The organism is Microbaculum marinum (assembly GCF_037855135.1).
Lineage (GTDB): Bacteria > Pseudomonadota > Alphaproteobacteria > Rhizobiales > Tepidamorphaceae > Microbaculum > Microbaculum marinum.
Map to the genome: position 1 here is coordinate 252,001 of NZ_JAZHOF010000002.1, position 14,961 is coordinate 266,961.

Genomic DNA, 14,961 nt, shown 5'->3' on the forward strand with positions numbered 1-14,961 from the left:
GGTCGTCGAGCCGGAATCGATCCGCAGCTACTGCAACGTCCTTTTCGGCTACCTGGAAGGCTTCGTCCCGATCAGGCTTCTTTCGGAGTCCGGCACGCCGGACCAGCAGCCACGGCTTGAGTTTCCCGACACCGCCGCAGTCGCCGACCGGCTGATCACGATCTCGCCCGAAGCGGACATGTGCCAGCGCGGCGTGTTCGTGGTTCCGGGAACCGTCGCCTCGCCAGGGTCAGCCCGGGCGAGGGACGTGGTGCAGACCGGCGTCATCCTCGTCGATCTCGATCACGGCGACATCGCCGCAAAACGCGATCACCTCGTTCGGCATCTCGGGCATCCTTCGCTCGAGGTTGCCTCGGGCGGGATCACCGATGACGGCCAGGCGAAGCGCCACCTGTACTGGCGGTTGATCGAAGCGGCCTCTGGCGAAGACGTGGTTCGCGTCGCAGCGCTGCGTGGACTGCTCGCCGCCAGGGTGGATGGCGATCCGGCGTTTCGCAGCGGCCACCAGCCGATCCGGGTGGCGGGCACCATTCATGGCAAGGGCGGCCGCCGCGCGAGCGTGCGGATCCTCGCTCAAGGGGCGCACGAATATGAACTCGGCGAGTTGGCCGAGATCATTGCCGGTATGCCGCCGATGCCCGGTCTTCCGGGTCCGTTGGAAAGGGACCGCGTCGGCCCTGGCGGTCTCACCCCACACGATCTCGCGACGACGACGATCGCCGCAGGAGGACAGGGCGGGGAGACACGCTTTACCGCCTTGTCCAAGGTCATCGGCCACTGGCTTCGTAATGCCCGCCTGGGTGTCTGCACCATCGAAGCTGCCTGGAACGCCGTCCAGGACCACAACGCCGCCATGATGGTTCCGCCATGGGAGGAGGACCGCCTCAGGCGGGAGTTCGACGCATTGCTCGCAAAGGACATCGCCGACAAGGGACACCTGCCCACTCGGGGGCAGGGTGGTCTCGAGGGCGACCCCACGCCGATCGCGCCGCCTCTCAGCGATGATGCCATCGCGGCGGACTTCGCCGATAGTCATGGACAGAACTGGAAGTACGTACCTGCCTGGGGGGCCTGGCACCAGTGGTGCGGCAACGTCTGGAAGCCCGACGTAACGGGATTGGTGCGCGAACTGGCGCGCCAGGTCTGCCGATCGGCCGCGCGGCAGGCAAGCAAACCCGGTGAAGCGCGGCACATGGCCAGCGACAAGAAGATGTCGGCCGTGCTGCGCGTTGCGGCAGCCGATCCGCGCATCGCTGTCGCTCCGTCGCGATGGGACGCCCACCAGATGCTGCTGAACACGCCCTCGGGCGTCATCGATCTGACGACCGCCGAGATCAGCTCCCATTGTCCCGACCTGCTCATCAGCCAGATGACCACGGCCTCACGCGGCAGCGATTGTCCGCGGTGGACGACCTTCCTGCGCGAGATCACCGATGGGGATGCTGCGCTGCAGGCTTACCTCGCGCGCCTCGCCGGCTACTGCCTCACGGGGTCGACCAGAGAACAGGCCTTCGCCTTCCTGCATGGCCACGGAGCAAACGGCAAGTCCGTATTCCTTCAGACGCTGGCGTCCATCATGGGCAGCTATGCCGCGACCGCCGCCCTCGACACGTTCATGGCGTCGCGGGCCGATCGGCACCTGACGGAACTGGCCGGACTTCGAGCTGCACGGCTGGTCCTCGTCTCCGAGACCGAGGCCGGGCGCAGTTGGGCCGAGGGGCGCATCAAGGCGGTCACCGGTGGAGAAAAGTTGCGCGCGAACTTCATGCGCCGCGATCACTTCGAGTTCGTTCCGCAGTTCAAGCTCCTCGTCGCCGGCAACCATCGTCCCGCCCTGGTCGGCGTTGGCGAGGCAATGCGACGCCGCCTCCACCTCGTCCCGTTCGCGGTCACCATCCCCGCAGAACACAGGGACGCACGACTCGCCGAAAAACTCCTCGCCGAGCGCGACGGCATCCTGGGGTGGATGCTTGCGGGATGCGCGGCCTGGCAGCGCGAGGGACTCGCACCGCCAGCGTGCGTCATGGCTGCTGCCGAAGACTACTTCGAAGCCGAAGACCTGGTCGGACAATGGATTCAGGAGCGCTGCATCCGCAGTCCGGAATGCACTGCGGCGGCAGCACAGCTCTTTCAATCATGGAAGGCCTGGGCCGAGGAGGGAGGTTTCGCGCCGGGATCTCAGAAGTCTCTCGGAGAGGCTCTACGCGCACGCGGGTTCAGGCCGACCACCGTCCGCCGCGGCCGGGGGTGGTCGGGAATTGGCATCCACTGGTCCTCGACTTCGGCGGAGCCAGGCGAATGAACCCGCTGCACCCCCGCCACATGAAGCCGTTGGAACGGCGCGCCGAACTCTGCGCGATCCTGTCCCGCGGACTGCTCCGGCTTCGGCTCCGCCAGTCAAGTGAACACTTCGAGTCCGGCGGAGATAGTTCGCTACACTACCCGCCCGACCAATGCCGTCATGCAACTCCAACTCACCGGAGAAACGCATGACCCCCGATCCGATCCCCGCGCGCCTGGCCGCGCTGAAGACCACCCCTATCCTTGAGTTGAAGCAGCAGTGGCGGGAGTTGTTCGACAGCGAGCCGCCGCCGTTCAACCGCCGCTACCTGGAGAGCCGACTGGCTTACCGCATCCAGGAACTCGCATATGGCGGCCTCAAGCCCGAGACGATCCGGCGTCTGGAGCAACTCGGCGAGGAGCTCGATGGAGGCGACCGATCCAAGCGCCGCATCCGCGCCGATCGCGACCGTCCCATCACCGGTACACGTCTGCTGCGCGAATGGCAGGGGGTCGAACAGATCGTCACCGTCACCGCCGACGGCTTCGAATGGCAGGGCCGTCCCTACAAGTCGCTCTCGTCGATCGCCCGCGCCATCACCGGCACGCGCTGGAACGGATGGGTCTTCTTCGGACTCAAGAACCACCGGAGGCGGACATGACGAAGCCGCCGGAGAAGGCGAAGGTCGTCCGCAAGCTCCGCTGCGCTGTCTACACCCGGAAATCCTCCGAGGAAGGGTTGGAGCAGGAGTTCAATAGCCTCCACGCTCAACGCGAGGCATGCGAGGCGTACATCGCCAGCCAGCGGTCCGAGGGTTGGGTCCTCGTCCGCGATCAGTATGACGACGGAGGCATTTCGGGCGGCACGCTGGAACGCCCCGCGTTGAAGCGGCTCACCGCGGACATCGAGGATGGGCTCGTCGACGTGGTGGTGGTCTACAAGATCGACCGCCTCAGCCGCTCGCTGGCCGACTTCGCCAAGCTGGTCGAGGTGTTCGACCGAAACGACGTGACCTTCGTCTCGGTCACGCAGTCCTTCAACACGACCACATCGATGGGAAGGCTGACGCTGAACATCCTGCTCTCATTCGCCCAGTTCGAGCGCGAGGTGACGGCCGAGCGCATCCGCGACAAGTTTGCCGCCAGCCGCCGGAAAGGCATGTGGATGGGCGGCGTGCCACCCATTGGCTACCGCGTCGAGAACCGGAAGCTGCTGATCGACGATGATCGGGCCCGGCACGTCCGCTGGATCTTCGCTCGGTTCCTCGAGATCGGCTCCTGTACCGAACTGGCACGTGAGGTCGGCAGGCGCGGCATCCGCACGCCCCGCGGCAATTCGATCGACAAGAAGTACCTCTACCGGTTGCTGAACAACCGGGCCTACATCGGCGAGGCGGTTCACAAGGACAACAGCTATCCCGGCGAGCACGACGCAATCATCGATCACGAAGTTTGGGCCAAGGTCCACGCCATCCTGCAGGAGAGCCCCCGCAAGCGCGCCGCCCACACCCGTGCCGACACGCCCGCGCTGCTGAAGGGGCTGCTGTTCGGCCCAGACGGCGCCGCGTTCTCGCCGACCCACACCCGGAAGGGTGGGCGACTTTATCGCTACTATGTCAGTCAGACGGTGTTGAAGCATGGCGGCGGATCGTGTCCGGTTGGCCGAGTCCCTGCCGGCGAGATCGAGGCCGTGGTCGTGGCTCAACTGCGTGCGGTGTTCCGCCAGCCCGAGATCGTGGCGGGGACGTCGAAGGCGGCGAGGGCGCAGGACGACGACGTCACTGAGGCCGATGCGCGCGTAGCCCTGCAGCAGCTTGATCCCCTGTGGGATGAGCTCTTCCCCGCCGAGCAGGCGCGCATGGTGGCGCTGCTGGTCGAGCGCGTCGACCTCGGAACGGACGCATTCAACGTCCGGCTCCGCGCAAACGGCCTCGGCGGCCTCGCGGGCGAGATGCTGGCAGGCGGGATCGGAGAAGCGGCGTGAACCGCGGCACGCGAATCCCGGAGACAATCACACTCCACGTCCCGTTCCGCATCGTGAAGCGTGGCGGACGCAAGCAGGTGATCCTTCCGGGAGGCGCATGTCGGGATGAACCACGCCGGCTCGTCGACAACACCATAATCAAGGCGATTGCCCGGGCCCACCGCTGGCAGCGCCTCTTGGAAAGAGGATGCTACGCCTCTGTGACAGAGCTGGCCGACGGCCAAAAAATCAACTCATCATATCTGAGCCGGATCCTGCGCTTAACCCTGCTGGCCCCGGACATCGTTGAGGCTATTCTCGACGGAAGGCATCCGGTAGGCCTTCATGTGGACGCCCTGGCTAAGCCCCTACCGCTCGATTGGGCCGCACAGCGGGTTGCACTGGGCCTTTGACGTCCGGCAGATGCACCAAAAAATCGCAACGCCTGTCGAGTTTCTATTGCTCGGCGATTTCCTCCGCACTAGCCTGACCGAATAGCCTAGTAAATGGGCATGCCTTGTTTGCGAGTGAGCCGTGTCATTGGGAGTCCAGGGGGCGACAGCTAAGCCCTAACTGGGCTGGGGCCGGACGCCAGCTCACGTTCATCGGGTTGCCGGGGGTGTATTGGGAGGGGCACATGAATCGGGGCGATCTGGTGGAGGCGTTAGGTGTTTTGGTGAACCAGGCGTCGACCGACCTGGACCGCTGAACAGGAATGACGCCGCAGAACATGCACTACGGCAATAGTGTGCGTGCGTACGTCCGCAGCGCAGTTTTTGCCCCACAGTTCCTGAACCCGACGCCGGCCTCCCACACGCCGGCGCACACGATTCTCCCGGTCCGAAGGGCGCTGCTCTACTACGCACTGCGCAGGCTCGGTCTGGATACCGGTCCCACGGCAGGGGGGCCTCAAGACCAAAAGATCGTTCTGTTCAATCGGGATGCAACCGTTCCCGGTCTGGCGCGGCAGGACAATGGGGAGCTTCCAGCGTGAGCGAGTCGTTTTTCGAACGCCCGATTCTCAATTCGCCCTACGCATTTCCCCGCCAGCATTGGGAGCTTGACGAGGACGGACAGCCGACGAACCGGATCATCGAGATGCGTCGGCGTTCCGATCTGATCACACCGGTTCCGAAACCGAAGAAGCGCCGCCAGAACCAGAAACAGGCCTCGCTGATCCTTGGCGGCGACGATGATCTGTCGAACGAGGAGCAGGAGTACAATCCCACCCCGATCATCAACGAAATACGCACTTACGTCGAAACCTGGCGCAACTTTCCGAACCCCGACCAATGGTTGGTCACGCCGGAAACCGCGCGCCTACTGACGCATTGGCGCCACCACAAATTCGAGGGGATCCGCCCCTTCTTCTGCCAGATTGAAGCAGTCGAAACGGCGATCTGGCTAACCGAGGTCGCGCCGAAGCTCGGCGCCCGGGCGAAAAAGTTCTGGGCCCACATCGAGGGCGGCAACGCGCAGGCCAATCCGGAACTCATGCGCCTGGCGCTGAAGCTGGCCACCGGGGCAGGCAAGACGACCGTGATGGCGATGCTGATCGCCTGGCAAACTGTCAATGCGGTCCGCCATCCAAACAGCAAGCAATTCTCGCGTGGGTTTCTGATCGTCGCACCGGGCATCACCATCAAGGACCGACTGCGTGTCCTGCTGCCCAACGATCCGGAAAGCTACTACCGGCACCGCGAGATCGTGCCGCCCGACATGCTCGCCGATATCGACCGGGCCAAGATCGTCATTACCAACTATCACGCCTTCAAATTGCGCGAGCGGATCTCAATCTCGAAGGGCACCCGTACCGCCCTGGAAGGCTGGCGCGGCGAGACGCTCAAGACGCTGGAAACCGAAGGCCAGATGCTCCAGCGGGTCATGCCCGAATTGATGGGCATGAGAAACATCGTTGTGCTGAACGACGAGGCGCATCACTGCTATCGCGAGCGGGTGAAGGACGCCGAAGGCGAGACGGAGGCTGATCTCAAGGGGGAGGACAAGGACGAGGCGAAGGCCAACAACGAAGCGGCGCGGATGTGGATTTCCGGGCTCGAGGCGGTCAAACGCAAGCTCGGCATTCCGCTCGTCTACGACCTGTCAGCCACCCCGTTCTTTCTGCGCGGCTCGGGCTATGCGGAAGGCACCCTGTTCCCCTGGACGATGAGCGACTTTTCGCTGATGGATGCGATCGAATGCGGCATCGTGAAACTGCCGCGCGTGCCGGTCGCCGATAACATCCCCGGGGGCGACACCCCCAAGTTCCGCAATCTGTGGGATCACATCGGCAAGAAGCTCCCCAAGAAGGGCCGCAGTGCCGGGAGATCGCTCGATCCGCTCAGCTTGCCTGCCGAGCTCCTGACCGCACTCGAAGCGCTTTATGGCCACTATCAGAAGACATTCGATCTCTGGGACAACGAAGGCATCGGGGTGCCTCCGGTCTTCATCGTCGTGTGCAACAACACCTCGACCTCGGAGCTGATCTACAAGTACATCTCCGGATTCAATCGCGAGAACGACGACGGCTCGACGACGCTGGAAAACGGCCGCCTCGCCCTGTTCCGCAACTATGACGACTACGGCAACCGCATCGCACGCCCGAATACGATCCTGATCGACTCGGCGCAGCTTGAATCCGGCGAAGCCCTCGACAAGGACTTCCGTGAAATGGCGGGCGACGAGATCGAGCGCTTTCGCCGCGAGATGATCGAGCGCACCGGCGACGTCCATGCCGCCGACAGCATCGACGACGCGACACTCCTGCGCGAGGTGATGAACACCGTCGGCAAGGAGGGTCGACTTGGCGAACAGGTGCGCTGTGTCGTCTCGGTCTCGATGTTGACCGAGGGATGGGACGCCAACACCGTCACCCACATTCTCGGCGTTCGCGCCTTCGGCACGCAGCTTCTGTGCGAGCAGGTGGTCGGCCGCGGCCTGCGCCGGCAGTCCTACGATCTCAACGAGAAGGGGCTGTTCAACGTCGAGTATGCCGATGTGCTCGGTATCCCGTTCGACTTCGCAGCCAAACCGGTCATCTCCCCGCCGGCCAAGCCGCGCGAGACGGTGCGGGTCCATGCCGTCAAGCCGGACCGCGATGCGTTGGAGATCGTCTTTCCGCGCGTGGAAGGCTACCGCGTCGAACTGCCGGACGAGCGGCTGAAGGCAACCTTCCGGCCGGACCATGTCCTCCACCTGACACCGGAGCTTGTCGGGCCGTCGGTGACGAAAAACCTGGGCATCATCGGCGAGGGCGTCGACCTGACGGTCGCTCACCTGGAGGACATGCGATCCTCGACCGTCCTGTTCCACCTCGCGCGGCATCTTCTCTACAACAAGTACCGCGATCCGGGCGACGAGCCGAAGCTCCACCTGTTCGGGCAGCTGAAGCGCATCACGCGCCAATGGCTGGAGGGCGGTTACCTCAAGTGCTCGGGCGGCACCTATCCGGCACAGCTCATCTACAAGGAGATCGCCGACATGGCGGCCGAACGGATCAAGGCCGCCATCACCGAAACGCTCGCCGGCGATCGCCCGGTCAAGGCGATCCTGGACGCCTACAATCCCACCGGCTCGACGGCGTTCGTGAACTTTACCACCTCGAAGGAGACGCGCTGGCAGACCGACCCGCAGAAGTGCCATGTGAACTGGGTCGTCTGCGACAGCGACTGGGAGGCGGAGTTCTGCCGGGTGGCCGAGGCGCATCCGAAGGTCCGCGCCTACGTCAAGAACCAGAACCTCGGCTTCGAAGTGCCCTACCTGATGGGCTCGACGCCGCGAAAGTACATCCCGGACTTCATCGTTCGGGTGGACGACGGCGGGCCCGAGCCGCTGAACCTCATCGTCGAGATCAAGGGCTTTCGGGGCGAGGATGCGAAGGAAAAGGCGAACACCATGCGGGCCTACTGGGTGCCGGGCGTCAACAACCTGGAGAGATACGGTCGCTGGGCTTTCGCCGAGTTCACGGAGGTCTACGAGATCGAGGCTGAGTTCAACAATCTCATCGACAAATTGGTCGCTCGGGAGGCGGTCTGATGCACAAACGAGTGAGTGAAAACGCGATGTCCGGAATGTGGGGAGAGGTCGAGATCACCCAGGGGAATCTGAACCCACCCAACAATCATTTCTACATGCGGGGGTTCCTGCATCGATTTCCTGCCGATCTGATCGGCGGATCGAACAGGTCGAAGGCGGCCGTCAGGAGTGCGCTCGTAGACTGGGGCGGCCCTTCGCCGGTTGAAACTGACATCGACGGTACAAAGGCATTCTTCCGCAAGCGCGCATGGGTGCGGCGATTCTTTGCCGCAAACGATGCCGTGGCGGGCGACATTGTCCGTGTCGAGGAAACGTCCCCGTATCGGTACCGTGTACGTCTGCTCAAGAGTCATCGGCGGTGACGGCGAGGTATTCCAAACAGGGCGTTGCCTAAGTTTGAAAGCATGTAGCGCGGATCGAAAGCCCATCTATCTGGGAGAGTTCAGATGCTTTTTGACGATGCACGGACGCGGCTTGTTCACTGGACGCAATTTCTGGATGGCAAAGAAGCTTCCACAAACAAAACTGTAAAGAACGGACCAAATAAATCGGGTCACGCCGAAACCTGGTGGCGCGAGAACAGCGGAACGACACCCGATTGGCGCAATCCTCGCACGGTGGCTTACTTTTGTGCCTATCTCGATATCGCACAGGGCCGTATTCGTTTGGAAGGCATAACGTTGGACGACGGTTATTTGTGGCCAGATCGCGCCGTTATGCGCGCTCTGCTTGAGAGCGGGTGCGTCACCTGTGGAGACGAAAGGTTTCAGGTGACGACTCTTGGAGAAGCGATGGTCGCCCCGTTTCTCATGATCGAGGGAGGCGGAGTGCGAGTGGTGATTCCGCCGACGGGTTGGAGTGCAGTCTGATGGCGAAGAGACCCGTCTCCGTCGAAACGCTGAAGCACGATGCGGCGACGCGCAGGAACATCCCGACGGCCGAGTTCGAGAGCGTCATGCGCGAGGAGGACAAGACACCGGTTCAGCTCGCCTATGAACGCCGCAACCGCGATCTCGATCCGCAGTTGGTCTGGCGCGGCAAGGACGAGCAGGACTGGTCGGACCTCATCGTCTCCGCCCCGCCGCTCTACATCCAGGAGAAAGTGCAGCCCAAGGTCATCATCGACGACCTGAAGCGCGGGGCGAAGGCGCGGGCCGACGAGGCCGCCGCTCGGGAGGCGGGGACGGCAGCAGGCGCGACAGGGGCGCAAGGAAACTTCGCGGATCTCTTCGCGGACTTCAACGGGCTCCCCGACCTGGAGGCCAAGACCGAATTCTACGCCCACGACCAGCACTGGTCGAACCGCATGATCTCGGGCGACTCGCTCTCTGTCATGGCGTCATTGGCCGAGCGCGAAGGCCTGCGCGGCCAGGTGCAGTGCATCTATATCGACCCGCCCTATGGCATCAGGTTCAACTCGAACTTCCAGTGGTCAACCACCTCGCGCGACGTGAAGGACGGCGCGAAGGACCACATCACGCGCGAGCCCGAACAGGTCCGCGCCTTCCGCGACACCTGGCGCGACGGGATACACTCGTATCTCACCTATCTGCGCGACCGGCTCACTGTCGCGCGCGACCTGCTGCACGAGAGCGGTAGCATCTTCGTGCAGATCGGCGACGAGAATGTCCACCGCGTGCGGGCACTGATGGATGAGGTGTTCGGGGAGGAGAATTTATGTGCGGTGATTGTATTTCGAAAAACGACGGGGGCAAATAGTCCAGTCGCCCGGGTAAATTCTGTAGCTTCTGTGTGTGATTATGTTTTGTGGTATTGTAAGAGATACGAACAACTAAAATACCGTCAACTGTACTTTGAGAAAGATCCGGATGTATTTCAAGGGTACAACCGCTTTTTGGATCCTGAAACATTTGATGAATATTCAAGATCCAGTGTCGAAGGTAGCGGAATTGAGAAGAGACTAAAATTATTCCAAACAGAAAATCTCACATCATCGGGATGGAGTGAAACGCTTTCCAAGCCTGCAAAATTCTATGGGCGCAGCTATACACCGACAAAGGCAAATCACTGGAAGACTACGCCAGCCGGTATGATTAATTTGTTTAGATCGGGGCGTCTAATAGGAAAAGGTAAGCACCTAAATTATAGGAGATTTATGTTTGATTTCAGTGTATCGCCAATTAACAATATTTGGAATGATATTAGAGTAGGATTTGCGTCTGATCCAAAAGTATATGTTGTGCAAACTTCCTCGCAGGTCGTCGAACGCTGCATCCTGATGACCACCGACCCCGGGGACCTCGTGCTGGACCCGACCTGCGGCTCTGGCACCACCGCCTATGTCGCCGAGCAATGGGGCCGGCGCTGGATCACCATCGATACGAGCCGCGTCGCCATCGCGCTTGCCCGCTCGCGGCTGATGGGCGCGCGCTATCCCTGGTACGTCCTCGCCGACTCGCCCGAGGGCCAGCTGAAGGAAGCGCATGTGACACGCTCGGCGCCGCGCACGACGCCGACGCGCGGCGACATCCGCCAGGGCTTCGTCTACGAGCGCGTGCCGCACATCACCCTGAAGTCGATCGCCAACAACACTGAGATCGACGTGATCTGGGAGCGCATGCAGCCCGCCGTCGAGGAGGCGCGGGCTGCGCTCAACGCGGCGCTGAAGGGTCATGCCGAACCCTTCAAGGTCGAAACCGGCGGCCGCGTCGGCAAGACAATCGACTTCCGCGAGGAGGGGGAGGTGACGCTGCCCTCCGGCGAGTCCGTTCCCGCCGGCGGCTTCATGGAATGGGAGATTCCGCGCGAGGCGCCGAAAAGCTGGCCCGAATCCGCCAAGGGGGCACTTGAACGGTTCTGGCAAGCGCGGATCGCGCGGCAGAAAGAGATCGACGCCTCCATCGCCGCCAAGGCCGAGTTCGAATATCTCTACGACAAGCCGTACCCGGACAATTCGAAGGTCCGCGTCGCCGGGCCCTTCACGGTCGAAAGCCTGTCGCCGCACCGCACGCTGGCGGTCGACTGGAACGACGAACTGATCGACATCCTGCAGGCTTCCGAGGGCGCGCGCGCCGCGCGGGATCGCGACGAAGCGACGACCGACTTCGCGCAGATGATCATGGAGAATTTGAAGTCCGCCGGCGTGCAGCAGGCGCACAAGGAGGACCGGATCACCTTCACCGCGCTCACCGGCTGGCCCGGCCGCTTCATCTGCGCGGAAGGGCTCTTCATGGAGGGCGACAGGCAGAAACGCGCCGGCATCTTCATCGGGCCGGAATTCGGCACCGTCTCGCGCCCCGATCTCGTCGCCGCGGCGCGCGAGGCGGGCGATGCCGGGTTCGACGTGCTGATCGCCTGCGCCTTCAACTACGACGCCCATTCCGCCGAGTTCGACAAGCTCGGCCGCGTGCCGGTACTCAAGGCGCGCATGAACCCAGACCTTCATATGGGCGGCGACCTGAAATCGACCGGCGCCGGCAACCTGTTCGTCATCTTCGGCGAGCCCGACATCAAGATCGAGGATGACGGCGACGGCATGATCCGGGTGAAGGTGTTCGGCGTCGACGTCTTCAAGCCACAGACCGGAGAGGTGGTGAGCGAGGGCACCGACGGCATCGCGCTGTGGATGCTGGACACCGACTACGACGAGGAAAGCTTCTTCGTCCGCCACGCCTACTTCCTCGGCGCCAACGATCCCTACAAGGCGCTGAAGACGACGCTGAAAGCCGAGATCGACCAGGAGGCGTGGGAAAGCCTCCACAGCGACACGTCACGCCCCTTCCCGAAGCCGGCGTCCGGCCGGATCGCAGTAAAGGTGATCAACCATCTCGGCGACGAGGTCATGAAGGTGTTTTCGGTGGAGTGAGCGAAACAATAACTGGGAGGAGGGCGACATGAAGCATACAGGACTAGCAGTCATTGAAAGCAACTGGTTGCGCAAACAGAATATCTCAGTGCGCGGTCTATTCGATCTGGTGGCAAATATCGCTTGCGAGAACCCGAATGCCTATCACTACGAAATGGCGAACTCTGAGGCAGGGCTCAAGGAGGCAATTCCGCGGATCGGCGCCTACCCCGAATGCCGATATCTTTGTCTCGCCATGCACGGCGATTTCGACGGCCTCCAAACGCTGAGCGGCCAGCGACTTAGCCGAACAGAGTTGCGGAACCTGTTGTCCCAGATCAAAGACACGGACAGATCCAAGCTCAGGGGGCTGCATCTCGGATCTTGTCTGTTTGCGTCCGAACGTCTGGCTGCATTCCTGTTCGAGAGGGAAATTGGAGTACACTGGATTGCGGGCTACTCCAAAGAAGTCGACTGGCTGGATTCGTCGGCGATGGACCTGCTTTTCCTCAATGAGTTGCTGAATCACAATGACATGACAGAGATTCAGAGGATTGAGGGCACGGCTTCCCGGCTTCTCGATATTGCCGCAGGTTTGGTCCGTGATCTCGGGTTCGGTATATTTGTCCGCAAGCGCCGTACCGGTGGAATAAAGAATCTTCTGACTTCTGCATATCTCGAAGAAGAATAGCCAAGCACTTGTTCCATGATGGATTTCCGGATCGCCGACACGTTCACTGGCAGCCTCTCCAGGCTGACGGCGCAGGAACAGAAGGCGGTCAAGACCACCGCATTCGACCTGCAGCTCGATGCCTCCGCGCCCGGGCTTTCCTTTCACAAGCTGGACCGCGCCAAGGACCCGAACTTCTGGTCGGTGCGGGTGAACGCCGACATCCGGCTGATCGTCCACCGCACGCAATCGAGCCTTCTGCTCGTCTATGTCGATCACCACGACGACGCCTACAAATGGGCCGAACGGCGCAAGATCGAGCGGCACCCGACGACGGGCGCGATGCAGCTCGTCGAGGTGCGCGAGCGCGTCGAAGAGGTGGAGATCTTCAGGCCAAAGGAGGTTCCCGAACCGGTCGCTGCAGCACCTGCCGCGAAGCCGAAGCTGTTCGACAATCTGCGCAAGTTCGAGTTGATGGGTTTCGGCGTTCCCGAGGAGTGGGTGAACGACGTCCGCCTGGCGACCGAGGACACCCTGTTCGACATCATCTCCCATCTGCCGCAGGAGGCCCAGGAAGCGCTCCTTAAGCTGGCAGTCGGCGAGGCGCCGGAGCCGCCGATGACGGCACCCGTGGAGGCGGACCCGTTCGCCCATCCCGATGCGCAGCGGCGTTTCCGGGTTCTGACCAACATCGAGGAACTGCAGCGCGCGCTCGACTATCCCTGGGAGAAATGGGCGGTCTTCCTGCATCCCGACCAGCTGCAATATGTGGAGCGCAGCTATTCGGGGCCGGCCAGGATTTCAGGTTCCGCGGGCACGGGAAAGACGGTGGTGGCCCTGCATCGCGCGGTGCATCTGGCGCGCGCACAGCCACAGGCGCGCGTTCTGCTGACGACGTTCTCCAATGCGCTGGCCAATGCATTGAAGGTGAAGCTGCAGCATCTGGCCGGAAACGAACCCGGCGTGTTGGCGCGGATCACGGTGCAGTCCATCACGGGCGTCGCCTATGATCTCTATTCCAGCCTTTTCGGACAGCCGAACATCGCGTCGCCGTCGCTTGTTCACACGCTGCTCACAAAGGCGGCGGGACAGGACGATGGCCAGAAGTTCTCCTTGCCCTTCCTCGCCGGAGAATGGTCGGAGGTCGTCGACGCCTGGCAGATCGAGAACTGGGAGGGGTACCGGGACGTCTCGCGCCTTGGCCGCAAGACACGGATCGGCGGCAAGCAGCGGGAATCCCTCTGGTCGATCTTCGAGCAGTTGCGCGCCGGTCTCGCCGAGCGCAAGGCGGTGACATGGTCCGGCGTCTTCGGCCGGCTGGCGGCCCACTACGCAGGGACGCAGAAGCACCCGTTCGATTTCGCGGTGGTCGACGAGGCGCAGGACATTGGCGTCGCCGAAGCCCGCTTCCTGGCCGCACAGGTCTCTCATACTCCGGACGGACTGTTCTTTGCCGGCGATCTCGGGCAGCGCATCTTTCAGCAGCCCTTCTCGTGGAAATCGCTCGGCATCGATGTGCGCGGACGATCGCACACATTGCGAATCAACTACCGCACGTCCCACCAGATCCGCACCCAGGCGGACCGGCTACTGCCGGCGAACATCTCCGACGTCGACGGCAATACCGAGAGCCGCCGCGGCACGATCTCGGTGTTCAACGGACCGGTGCCCGAGATCTGCACCTTCGACACCGCCGCGGAGGAGAGCGAAGCGGTCGGGCGCTGGCTCGGTGATCGCCTGAAAGAAGGTTGCCAGCCGCACGAGGTCGGGCTGTTCGTTCGCACCGGCGAGCAACTGAGACGCGCGCGGGGCGCGATCAAGACCGCCGGCGCATCAGCCGTCGAACTGAGCGACAAGGTCGAGGCAGAACCGGGGAGAGTGGCAGTCAGCACCATGCACTTGGCCAAGGGGCTAGAGTTCCGGGCTGTCGCGGTCATGGCGTGCGACGACGAGGTCCTGCCGCTGCAGGAGCGGATCGAGACGGTGGCAGACGAGTCCGACCTGGAGGAGGTCTACAACACCGAACGGCACCTGCTTTATGTTGCCTGCACCCGCGCCCGCGACCGGCTGTTGATCACCGGCGTCGATCCGGCGTCCGAGTTTCTCGACGACCTGGCGCGATGATCTCAGGTGATGATACGGAATCTGGTCGGGCGGAGGGGATGTCAAATCCGCAATGAGATCGAAGTAAATTATTACACTATTCCA

The 14,961-nt window shown here is 62.6% G+C and carries 11 protein-coding genes; all 11 read left to right on the forward strand.

The genetic code is table 11. The features are described 5' to 3' along the window. Positions 1-247: 247 nt before the first annotated feature. Positions 248-2,302, forward strand: a complete 2,055-nt coding sequence (locus tag V3328_RS04720) for a phage/plasmid primase, P4 family (RefSeq protein WP_340328510.1) — start codon at positions 248-250, stop codon at positions 2,300-2,302. Positions 2,303-2,489: 187 nt separating this feature from the next. Further along, complete coding sequence (locus tag V3328_RS04725; RefSeq protein WP_340328511.1) at positions 2,490-2,942, forward strand: DUF2924 domain-containing protein; 453 nt, start codon at positions 2,490-2,492, stop codon at positions 2,940-2,942. Beyond that, positions 2,939-4,264: a recombinase family protein gene (locus V3328_RS04730; protein WP_340328512.1), complete on the forward strand. Its 1,326-nt coding sequence runs from the start codon at positions 2,939-2,941 to the stop codon at positions 4,262-4,264. Before V3328_RS04725 ends, V3328_RS04730 begins: the two co-directional genes overlap by 4 nt. Continuing rightward, positions 4,261-4,656, forward strand: a complete 396-nt coding sequence (locus V3328_RS04735) for a hypothetical protein (RefSeq protein WP_340328513.1) — start codon at positions 4,261-4,263, stop codon at positions 4,654-4,656. Before V3328_RS04730 ends, V3328_RS04735 begins: the two co-directional genes overlap by 4 nt. Positions 4,657-4,973: 317 nt before the next feature. After that, on the forward strand, positions 4,974-5,237 hold the full coding sequence (locus tag V3328_RS26610) for a BrxR family transcriptional regulator (RefSeq protein WP_479691312.1): 264 nt from the start codon (positions 4,974-4,976) through the stop codon (positions 5,235-5,237). Further along, a complete protein-coding gene (locus V3328_RS04740) occupies positions 5,234-8,278 on the forward strand; it encodes a BPTD_3080 family restriction endonuclease (RefSeq protein ID WP_340328514.1) in 3,045 nt (1,014 codons plus the stop codon). The genes V3328_RS26610 and V3328_RS04740 overlap by 4 nt, the downstream gene beginning before the upstream one ends. After that, a complete protein-coding gene (locus V3328_RS04745) occupies positions 8,278-8,640 on the forward strand; it encodes a hypothetical protein (protein WP_340328515.1) in 363 nt (120 codons plus the stop codon). Before V3328_RS04740 ends, V3328_RS04745 begins: the two co-directional genes overlap by 1 nt. An 84-nt stretch (positions 8,641-8,724) precedes the next feature. Then, positions 8,725-9,147: a hypothetical protein gene (locus tag V3328_RS04750; RefSeq protein ID WP_340328516.1), complete on the forward strand. Its 423-nt coding sequence runs from the start codon at positions 8,725-8,727 to the stop codon at positions 9,145-9,147. Next, the gene (locus tag V3328_RS04755) at positions 9,147-12,104 is read left to right on the forward strand and encodes a site-specific DNA-methyltransferase (RefSeq protein ID WP_340328517.1); all 2,958 of its coding nucleotides are present in this window, start codon (positions 9,147-9,149) and stop codon (positions 12,102-12,104) included. The genes V3328_RS04750 and V3328_RS04755 overlap by 1 nt, the downstream gene beginning before the upstream one ends. Before the next feature lie 28 nt (positions 12,105-12,132). Further along, entirely contained in the window at positions 12,133-12,774 is a 642-nt protein-coding gene (locus V3328_RS04760; RefSeq protein ID WP_340328518.1) for a hypothetical protein, read from the forward strand. 15 nt (positions 12,775-12,789) lie between these two features. Beyond that, positions 12,790-14,877 (forward strand): 3'-5' exonuclease, encoded by a 2,088-nt coding sequence (locus V3328_RS04765; protein ID WP_340328519.1) that lies wholly within the window; start codon positions 12,790-12,792, stop codon positions 14,875-14,877. Positions 14,878-14,961: the final 84 nt, after the last annotated feature.

What these genes read in the sequence shown, in the direction of transcription:
- V3328_RS04725 (WP_340328511.1), top strand. Translation starts at nt 2,490, where the DNA reads ATGACCCCCGATCCGATCCCCGCGCGCCTGGCCGCGCTGAAGACCACC.
- V3328_RS04745 (WP_340328515.1), top strand. Translation starts at nt 8,278, where the DNA reads ATGCACAAACGAGTGAGTGAAAACGCGATGTCCGGAATGTGGGGAGAG.
- V3328_RS04755 (WP_340328517.1), top strand. Translation starts at nt 9,147, where the DNA reads ATGGCGAAGAGACCCGTCTCCGTCGAAACGCTGAAGCACGATGCGGCG.
- V3328_RS04765 (WP_340328519.1), top strand. Translation starts at nt 12,790, where the DNA reads ATGATGGATTTCCGGATCGCCGACACGTTCACTGGCAGCCTCTCCAGG.
- V3328_RS04730 (WP_340328512.1), top strand. Translation starts at nt 2,939, where the DNA reads ATGACGAAGCCGCCGGAGAAGGCGAAGGTCGTCCGCAAGCTCCGCTGC.
- V3328_RS26610 (WP_479691312.1), top strand. Translation starts at nt 4,974, where the DNA reads ATGCACTACGGCAATAGTGTGCGTGCGTACGTCCGCAGCGCAGTTTTT.
- V3328_RS04750 (WP_340328516.1), top strand. Translation starts at nt 8,725, where the DNA reads ATGCTTTTTGACGATGCACGGACGCGGCTTGTTCACTGGACGCAATTT.
- V3328_RS04760 (WP_340328518.1), top strand. Translation starts at nt 12,133, where the DNA reads ATGAAGCATACAGGACTAGCAGTCATTGAAAGCAACTGGTTGCGCAAA.